Origin of the sequence: Micromonospora sp. NPDC049799 (genome assembly GCF_040656655.1) — a bacterium.
Taxonomy (GTDB): Bacteria; Actinomycetota; Actinomycetes; order Mycobacteriales; family Micromonosporaceae; genus Micromonospora.
In genome coordinates, this window is the sequence record NZ_JBFAMU010000228.1 from 1 (window position 1) to 7,987 (window position 7,987).

The 7,987-nt window shown below is 72.7% G+C and carries 11 protein-coding genes and 1 pseudogene; 8 read left to right on the forward strand and 4 right to left on the reverse strand.

What is annotated here, in order from left to right:
* Positions 1 to 256 precede the first annotated feature (256 nt).
* The gene (locus AB0I76_RS17705; RefSeq protein WP_357036233.1) at positions 257 to 544 is read right to left on the reverse strand and encodes a GNAT family N-acetyltransferase; all 288 of its coding nucleotides are present in this window, start codon (positions 542 to 544) and stop codon (positions 257 to 259) included.
* Positions 541 to 1,767, reverse strand: coding sequence for a cysteine desulfurase-like protein (locus AB0I76_RS17710; RefSeq protein WP_357036235.1), 1,227 nt, complete (start codon positions 1,765 to 1,767; stop codon positions 541 to 543). The genes AB0I76_RS17705 and AB0I76_RS17710 overlap by 4 nt, the downstream gene beginning before the upstream one ends.
* 44 nt (positions 1,768 to 1,811) lie before the next feature.
* On the opposite strand from AB0I76_RS17710, the gene AB0I76_RS17715 reads away from it, so the two are divergent.
* From AB0I76_RS17715 to AB0I76_RS17745, 7 genes are all read left to right on the forward strand, one after another.
* Positions 1,812 to 2,168 carry a hypothetical protein gene (locus tag AB0I76_RS17715; RefSeq protein ID WP_357036237.1) on the forward strand — a complete coding sequence of 119 codons (357 nt, stop codon included), beginning with the start codon at positions 1,812 to 1,814 and terminating at the stop codon, positions 2,166 to 2,168.
* A 71-nt stretch (positions 2,169 to 2,239) separates the two neighbouring features.
* A complete protein-coding gene (locus AB0I76_RS17720) occupies positions 2,240 to 3,061 on the forward strand; it encodes a DUF1206 domain-containing protein (RefSeq protein WP_357036240.1) in 822 nt (273 codons plus the stop codon).
* A gap of 82 nt (positions 3,062 to 3,143) precedes the next feature.
* Positions 3,144 to 4,340 carry a mechanosensitive ion channel domain-containing protein gene (locus AB0I76_RS17725; RefSeq protein WP_357036244.1) on the forward strand — a complete coding sequence of 399 codons (1,197 nt, stop codon included), beginning with the start codon at positions 3,144 to 3,146 and terminating at the stop codon, positions 4,338 to 4,340.
* Between the two features lie 529 nt (positions 4,341 to 4,869).
* The gene (locus AB0I76_RS17730; RefSeq protein ID WP_357036248.1) at positions 4,870 to 5,304 is read left to right on the forward strand and encodes a phage holin family protein; all 435 of its coding nucleotides are present in this window, start codon (positions 4,870 to 4,872) and stop codon (positions 5,302 to 5,304) included.
* Positions 5,301 to 5,645 (forward strand): DUF3618 domain-containing protein, encoded by a 345-nt coding sequence (locus tag AB0I76_RS17735; RefSeq protein WP_357036251.1) that lies wholly within the window; start codon positions 5,301 to 5,303, stop codon positions 5,643 to 5,645. Before AB0I76_RS17730 ends, AB0I76_RS17735 begins: the two co-directional genes overlap by 4 nt.
* Positions 5,642 to 5,914, forward strand: coding sequence for a DUF4235 domain-containing protein (locus AB0I76_RS17740; RefSeq protein ID WP_357036254.1), 273 nt, complete (start codon positions 5,642 to 5,644; stop codon positions 5,912 to 5,914). The genes AB0I76_RS17735 and AB0I76_RS17740 overlap by 4 nt, the downstream gene beginning before the upstream one ends.
* A 290-nt stretch (positions 5,915 to 6,204) precedes the next feature.
* Positions 6,205 to 6,408, forward strand: a complete 204-nt coding sequence (locus AB0I76_RS17745) for a cold-shock protein (RefSeq protein ID WP_007075740.1) — start codon at positions 6,205 to 6,207, stop codon at positions 6,406 to 6,408.
* Between the two features lie 139 nt (positions 6,409 to 6,547).
* On the opposite strand, the gene AB0I76_RS17750 is transcribed toward AB0I76_RS17745, so the two are convergent.
* Positions 6,548 to 6,742, reverse strand: coding sequence for a hypothetical protein (locus AB0I76_RS17750; RefSeq protein WP_357036258.1), 195 nt, complete (start codon positions 6,740 to 6,742; stop codon positions 6,548 to 6,550).
* A gap of 41 nt (positions 6,743 to 6,783) precedes the next feature.
* Positions 6,784 to 7,767: an aldo/keto reductase gene (locus tag AB0I76_RS17755; RefSeq protein ID WP_357036261.1), complete on the reverse strand. Its 984-nt coding sequence runs from the start codon at positions 7,765 to 7,767 to the stop codon at positions 6,784 to 6,786.
* A gap of 83 nt (positions 7,768 to 7,850) precedes the next feature.
* On the opposite strand from AB0I76_RS17755, the pseudogene AB0I76_RS17760 reads away from it, so the two are divergent.
* Positions 7,851 to 7,987 (forward strand): annotated as a pseudogene (locus AB0I76_RS17760) (trans-aconitate 2-methyltransferase); the annotation flags it as partial.

Sequence of the window (7,987 nt, forward strand, 5' to 3'; positions counted from 1 at the left end):
CCGCGCCGCCGCGCCGCCGCGCCGCCGCGCCGCCGCGCCGCCGCGCCGCCGCGCCGCCGCGCCGCAAGATCGTGCTCGATCGTGGATGTAGTGGCCTCCCTCGCGGCCGGATGCCACTACATCCATGAAATAGCACGATCTTGGCGCGGCAGGCGCGGGGGGCGCGGGGGGCGCGGGGGGCGCGGGGGGCGCGGGGGGCGCGGGGGGCCGGGCCGCCGCCGAGCTTCTCACCGGCGGGCGGTGAGCCGGCGCGGCCTCAGGGCTGGGTGGTGACGAGGTCCCGGTACTCGGGGTGGCGCTCGATGAACGCGGCCACGAAGGGGCAGCGCGGCACCAGCTTCGTGCCACGTTCCCGCAGCTGGTCGAGGGTGCCCCGGACCAGGGCCGCGCCGACGCCCATGTTCTGGAACTTCTCGTCCACCTCGGTGTGCGTGAAGACCAGCACCTCGCCCCGGGGCAGGTAGGCGGTGAATCCGGCCAGCGCGTCGTCGACCAGGATCTCGAAGCGGTGCTTGGCGGGGTTGTCCTCGACCAGGGTGCTCACCCGGCCATTGTGCGCCCACCGCCGGTCAGCCGGTCCAGTTCGGTGAGCAACCGGTCCACCTCGTCGGCGGTGTTGTAGTGGTAGATGCTGGCCCGCACCGCACCGCCCTGCTCCCGCAGGCCCATCATGCGGAAGTACTCGTAGGCGTAGTAGTCGCCCGCCGACAGGCAGAACCCGGCCGCGCCCAGCGCCTCCTGGGTCCGCTGCGGCGACTGCCCGGCGAGGCGGAAGGACACGGTCGGGCAGCGCCGGGCCGGTGAGCCGAGCACGGTCAGGCCCGGCAGCGCGGCCAGGCCGGTGAGCAGCCGCTCCAGCAGCGACTCCGCGTACGCCTGCGCGGCCGCCAGCCCGGCGCGCAGCCGCTCACGCCGTCCGCCGGTGGCCTCCGGGTCCAGCCCGGCCAGGTGGTCCACCGCGGCGGCGACACCGGCGAGCAGCGGGAAGCTCGGCGTGCCGTACTCGAAGCGGTCCGGCACCGCGTCGGAGGAGGGCAGCAGCTTCTCCGGCCGCAGCCGGTCCCACACGGCCGGGTCGGCGACCATCGCGGCCAGGTGCGGCCCGGACCACTTGTAGGCGCTGGTGACCAGCACGTCCGCGCCCAGCGCCGCCAGGTCGGTCGGGCCGTGCGGGACCGAGTGCACCCCGTCGACGCAGACCAGCGCGCCGGCCGCGTGGGCGGTCTTGGCGATCGCCGCCACGTCCGGGACGGTGCCGATCGCGTTGCTGCCGGCGGTCACCGCCACCAGGCGGGTCCGCTCACCGACCAGGTCGGCGTACTGCCCGGCCGGCAGCTCGCCGGTCGCCCGGTCGACCTCCGCCCACCGTACGGTCGCGCCGGCCGCCTCGGCGGCCTGCACCCACGGGCGCACGTTCGCGTCGTGGTCGAGCCGGGAGACCACCACCTCGTCGCCGGGCCGCCACGTCGCGCCGAGGGTCCGGGCCAGGGTGTACGTCAGCGCGGTCGCGCTCGGCCCGAGGACCACGCCGTCCGGCTCAGCGCCGAGGAGGTCGGCGACCGCCGAGCGGGCGGCGGACACCAGGTCCAGCGAGCGGCGGCCGGGGGTGAACGCGGCGCTGCGGTTGCCGATCGCGGTCCGCATGGCGTCGGTCACGGCGTCGACGACGGGCGCGGCGGTCTGTGTCCCGCCGGCGCCGTCGAAGTGGACGAAGCCCTCGGTCAGGGCGGGGTAGGCGGCCCGGGTGCGGGCGATGTCGAACGGCATGCCGGGACCCTAACGGTGTCGCCGTCGTCTCGTACCCTTGCGGCGTGACGAACCGACGCGTGATCCCCCCTCTCACCCCCACCCGCCGGGCCGCCGGCCTGCTGGCCGGACTGGCACTCGGCGTCGCCGTGCTCGCCGGTTGCAGTTCCGAGGGCGCCGACACCGACTGCGGCCTGGACGCCTGCACCGTGACCTTCGACCGGGGCGTCAACGCCGAGGCGAACATCCTCGGCGTCGAGGCCAAGCTGGTCGGCGCACAGGACGACCAGGTCACCGTCGAGGTCGCCGGCGAGCAGCTCACCCTGACCACCGGCCAGCAGGCCGCCGAGGTGGCCGGCCTGAACGTGACCCTCGACAGCGTTACCGACCAGAACGTCACGATCCGCGTGGCGCGTCCGTAATTCAGCTCGAACAGCAGGTGGGCGGCGGTGGCCCACGTTTGGAAATCTTCGCATCCGGAGATTGAGGCGCCATGTCTCTCACCCGGAACGCCGAAGCCACCGCCGCCCGTACGGCGAACAGCAGGTGGCTGGAACTCCTCGCCCGCGCCGGCTTCATCGGCTACGGCGTCGTGCACCTCCTGTTCGCCTGGCTGGCCCTGCAGATCGCGTTCGGGAAGCCCGCCGACGACGGCGACCAGTCCGGTGCGCTGCGGACCATCGCCGCCCAGCCGCTGGGCAAGGTGCTCGTTATCACCATCGCCGTCGGCCTGCTCGCCATGGCGATCTGGCAGGCCCTCGAGGCCGCCGTCGGCCACCGCGTCGAGCAGGGCAAGGAACGGATCTGGGAGCGGCTCGCCTCGGTGGGCCGCACGATCGTCTACCTGTACTTCGCGTGGACCGCGTTCAAGGTGTTCAAGGACGCCGGCTCCAACAGCGCGGACCAGCAGGAGGCGCTGACTGGCAAGGCGATGGAGTCCGCCGGCGGTCGCTGGCTGGTCGGCCTCGCCGGGCTGGTGCTCGCCGCGATCGGTGTCGGTCTGGTCATCTACGGCCTCGTCAAGCGCTTCGAGAAGCACCTGAAGACCGGGGAGATGGACCCGAGGACCCGCAAGGTGACCCGCCGACTGGGCATCGCCGGGTACGTCTCCAAGGGTGTCGCGTACGGCATCTCCGGCCTGCTGATCATCCTGGCCGCGGTGAACTACGACCCGGAGAGGGCCCGGGGCCTCGACGCCGCGCTGCGGACGCTGCGCGAGCAGTCGTACGGGCAAATCCTGCTCACCATCGTTGCCCTCGGCATCGCCGCCTTCGGCGTGTTCTGTCTGCTCCAGTCCCGGTACCGCAAGGTCTGACACTGGTCGATTCCGGGTTCGCCGGGCACCATGGGGCTTTTGCCCGAAGCTGTGTCGCCCGGTCGAAGAGGGAGAAGAACACGTGCAGAGGTACGTCTGGACGATCGTCGCCGTGCTCGCCGCGGCGGCGATCGCCCTGTTCGTGGTGGAGGTCGTGCACCGGGTGATCCGGCGTCTCGGCCGGCGCTCGCTGCTGATGACCGAGCTCACCCAGCACGCGCACCGCTCGTTCCAGGTCGCGGCGACGGTCCTGGCGGTGCACTTCGCCGTCCGGTTCAGCACGGGGTACGCGGTGGGCACCCAGTGGCGGCAGGTGGTCCTGCACCTGCTGGTGCTCGCCGTGATAGCGACCGCCGCGTGGCTGGTCGCCGCTCTGCTGGTGGTGGCCGAGGACACCGCGCTCGCCCGGTTCCGGGTGGACGTGCCGGACAACCGGCACGCCCGGCGGGTGCGGACGCAGGTGGTGCTGCTGCGCCGGCTGACCATCGCCGTGATCGTCGTGCTGACCATCGGCGTGATGCTGATGACCTTCCCGGCCGTCCGGGGCATCGGCGCCGGCGTGCTGACCAGTGCCGGTGTCGTCGGTGTGGTCGCGGCGCTGGCCGCGCAGAGCCTGCTCGGCAACGTCTTCGCCGGCCTCCAGCTCGCCTTCAGCGACGCGGTGCGCCTCGACGACGTGGTGGTCGTCGAGGGGGAGTGGGGTCGGATCGAGGAGCTGACCCTCAGCTACGTGGTGGTCCAGATCTGGGACGACCGGCGGCTGATCCTGCCCACCTCGTACTTCACCAGCACGCCGTTCCAGAACTGGACCCGGACCGAGGCGGCGGTGCTCGGCACGGCCGAGTTCGACGTCGACTGGGCGATCCCGGTGCAGGCGATGCGGGAGGAGCTGCGCCAGCTGGTGGAGAGCAGCGAGCTGTGGGATGGGCGGGTCTGCGTCCTGCAGGTCACCGACGCGACCGGCGGCACGGTCAAGGTTCGCGCGCTGGTCAGCGCGGCCAACGCCGGCAGCCTGTGGGACCTGCGCTGCCTCGTCCGCGAGCACCTGGTCGCCTGGGTCCGTGACCACCGGCCCACGGCCATGCCGCGCCTGCGGACCGAGGTCGGCGACGCCGGTGGCGACCTGCCCTGGCAGTGGGTGCAACCCCGTCGCCCGGTCCGCCGCCCGGCCGACGGCGAGGTGCCCGACGGTGCCCGGGTGTTCGGCGGCAGCGACGACGGCGACGCCCGCAGCGAGGCCTTCGTCGGCCCCGACGAACCCGCCGAAGCCCGCCGCTGACCCCACCCCGCCCGGACCCGGACGGTCCGCGCCCGGGGCCCCGCGCCTCCGCGCGCCTCCCGACTTCATTGAAGTCGCGGCTTCCCCGCGCCGGGACACCCCGATCTCAGTGAAGCGGAGTGGATCACATCCCGCTCACTCGCGGGAGATCTTGGTACGGGATGGCCCCCGGAGGGGCCGTTTCCTACCAAGATCTCTTTCGGTCCCGGTGATTGGGAGGCAGGTCCAGGGTTGGCCGGAATGGCGTCGAGTCCGGGTGCCGATCGAGGCCGTCACGGCCGAGATGTCCGCGAGGCGCGGCGTGCGGGCGTGACCTCGGGGATCTGAGGGCGTTTGGTGTGGTGGGGGAGGGATATGGCCGCCCGGGAAGTTTGACCGGGCGTTTCGTGGGGACCTGCAGCGCGACGCTTCTGCTTTCTCCCCGGGGCCGGCGAACCGGCACCGGGAACACGGCGGTCCGCCCGTCGGGGAAAGGATTGACGGGGGGCGACTCCGGGCATACAGCGCGGGATGATGAAAGGAGGACAGCATGGCTGACGTGGCGAATACCCGCACATCCCGAAACGGGAGCGAGCCGTCCACCGCCGAGCTGGTGCAGCGGGCCACGGAGCAGGTCTCCCGTCTGGTCCGCGACGAACTGGCCCTGGCCCGGGCGGAGCTGACCCAGAAGGGCAAGCACGCCGGCATCGGCATCGGCCTCTTCGGCGGCGGCGGTGCGCTGGCGCTCTACGGCCTCGGTGCCCTGGTCGCCACCGCGATCCTGTTGCTGGACCTGGTCCTGCCCGCCTGGGCGGCCGCCCTGATCGTCGCGGTGGTGCTCTTCGCGGTGGCCGGCGTGCTGGCGCTGGTCGGCAAGAAGCAGGTCAGCCAGGCGGTCCCGCCGATGCCGGAGGCGACGGTGCGCAGCGTCCGCGCGGACGTGGACACCGTCACCGCCGCGGTGAAGGACAGGGGACGGGCATGACGGGAAACGGGCGGGGTCCCGGCGACACCGAGGCGCTCCGCGAGGAGATCCGGCGGACCCGGGTCGAGCTGGGCGAGACCGTGGAGGCGCTGGCCGCGAAGGCGGACGTGAAGGCCCGCCTGCGTTCGTCGGCGGACCAGGCGAAGGACCGGATGCGGGAGCAGGCCGCGCAGACCGTCGCCCGGATGCGCGGGCAGGCTGCGCAGAAGGCCCAGGTGGCGCGGGCACAGGCACGGGAGAGGGGCGAGGTCGTACAGCGCAACCCGACCCCGTTCGCGGCGTTGGCGGCTGGTGCGGTCGTCGCCGTGGTCGTACTGATGATCATTCGGAGGCGCAGGTGAGCAACCGGATCGGGAAGGCCGCGTACAAGCCGGTCGGCGTGCTGATGGGCATCGCCGCCGGTGCCGTCGCGGGCGCCATCTTCCGGAAGGTGTGGCAGATGACCGCGGGAGACGGCGAGGCGCCCAGCGCCACCGACGAGGACCGCGGCTGGGGGGAGGTCCTGGCGGCCGCGGCGTTGCAGGGTGCGATCTTCTCGGCCGTGCGTGCGGCCGTGGACCGGGGTGGAGCGGTGGGCGTACGACGGTTCACCGGTCGCTGGCCCGACTGACCGGCGGAAAAGCGTTCCGGCCCCTTCACCGCATCGATGGTGAGGGGGCCTTTCGCGTGGTGGCAAGCGCCCGCCCAGCGGATCTTCGGCAGCCGTCAGGTCACATGTCGGAGAATTTCGTCCGGTAGTCTGTGCAGAGTTTTGCGCACGTGGTTTGCTGATCCACGCTGTTGCGAGATGGCGTGGGTTGAGAGAAGTCTCCTCATGGGGGCCGCCTCAGGCGCCGCTGCTCGAAAACGGCCAATCGGCCGCACGGCGTGCTCGGCCGCCAGTTTTAGAAGGAGATACACATGGCGCAGGGAACCGTGAAGTGGTTCAACGCTGACAAGGGCTTCGGCTTCATCACCGTCGACGGCGGGGGTGCTGACGTGTTCGTCCACTTCTCGGCCATCCAGACCAGCGGTTACCGCACGCTGGAGGAGAACCAGCGGGTGGAGTTCGAGATCGCCCAGGGTCAGAAGGGTCCGCAGGCCGAGCAGGTCCGCCCCATCTGAGCGGTGCCGGTCGGCAGCCGCCGGCCATTGGGTGATCCGGCCCCCCGGATCTCAGTGAAGCCCCGTACCCCGTCCCGGGATGCGGGGCTTTCCCCTGTCCATGATGGCGGGTGCCGCCAGACGTCCGGTCGACCGGCGGTCAGCGGCGCGCGCGGGCGCGCAGGCCGAGCCAGATCACCACCAGTCCGACCAGGACGGAGACCGGGCCGACGACCGCCCAGATCCGCTGGTCGGTCATCACGCTGCCCTCGACGTAGCCGAGGCCCTGGACGGTCCAGACCGCGCCGAGCACCACGGCGAGCAGGCCGAGGGTGAGGGCCAGCCACCCCTTCATCGCGTTCTCCCTCCGTGCCGGCTCCGTGCCGGTCCCCCCGGTCACCACCGGTGGTGCACCTGCGGCCGGACCAGATCGTCGTAGACCTCCGCCACGACGGTGCGCTCCCGCTCGGACAGCGGCGGTTGCCCCGCCGCGGCGGTGTTGGCCCGGGCCTGCGCGGCGTCGCGGGCGCCGGGGATGACCACCGTGACGCCGGGGGAGTCGACGACCCAGCGGAGCGCGAACTGCGCCATCGTGCGGTCGGGCCCCACCAGCGGCGCGAGCCGGCGGACGGCCTCCAGACCCCGCTCGAAGTCGACGCCGGAGAAGGTCTCGCCGACATCGAACGCCTCGCCCCGCCGGTTGTACGACCGGTGGTCGTCGGGGGCGAAGGTGGTGTGCTCGTCGTACCGGCCGGAGAGCAGGCCACTGGCCAGTGGCACGCGGGCGACGATGCCCACCCCGGCGGCCGAGGCGGCGGGGAGCACCCGCTCCAGGGGCTTGTGCCGCAGGGCGTTGAGGATGATCTGGACGCTCGCCACGCCGGGTCGGGCGATCGCCGTGAGTGCCTCGGCGCAGGTCTCCACGCTGACCCCGTACCCGGCGATGCGCTCCTCGGCGACCAGCGTGTCGAGGGCGTCGAAGACCGCGTCGTCGGCGAAGACCGCCGTCGGCGGGCAGTGCAGCTGCACCAGGTCCAGGGTGTCCACGCCGAGGTTGCGCCGGGAGCGGTCGGTCCACTGCCGGAAGTGCGCGAGGGTGTACGCCTCGGGCCGCTGCTCCACCCGCCGGCCCATCTTGGTGGCCACGGTGAGGCCGGCGTCTCCCCGGGTGCGCAGGAAGCGGCCGATCAGCTGCTCGCTGCGCCCGTCGCCGTAGACGTCGGCGGTGTCGAGAAAGGAGACGCCCGAGTCGACCGCGGCGGCGAGTACGCCCATCGCGTCGTCCTCGGTGACCGTGCCCCAGTCGGCGCCGAGCTGCCAGGCGCCCAGCCCGATCACCCCGACGTCCCGCCCGAGCCGGGGGAAGGTTCGCTGCTCCATGGCTCAGAGCCTAGTGATCCGCTTGCCGGGCCGCGCGGCGGGCCGTACGGTAAACAAGACGGACGTACGGTTTGGGAGGCGCCATGTGGGACCCGGTGACGTACCTGCGTTACGGCGACGAGCGCTCGCGCCCCTTCCACGACCTGGTGGCCCGGGTCCCGGCGGACCGGCCCCGCGCGGTGGTCGACCTGGGCTGCGGCCCCGGCACGCTGACCGCGGC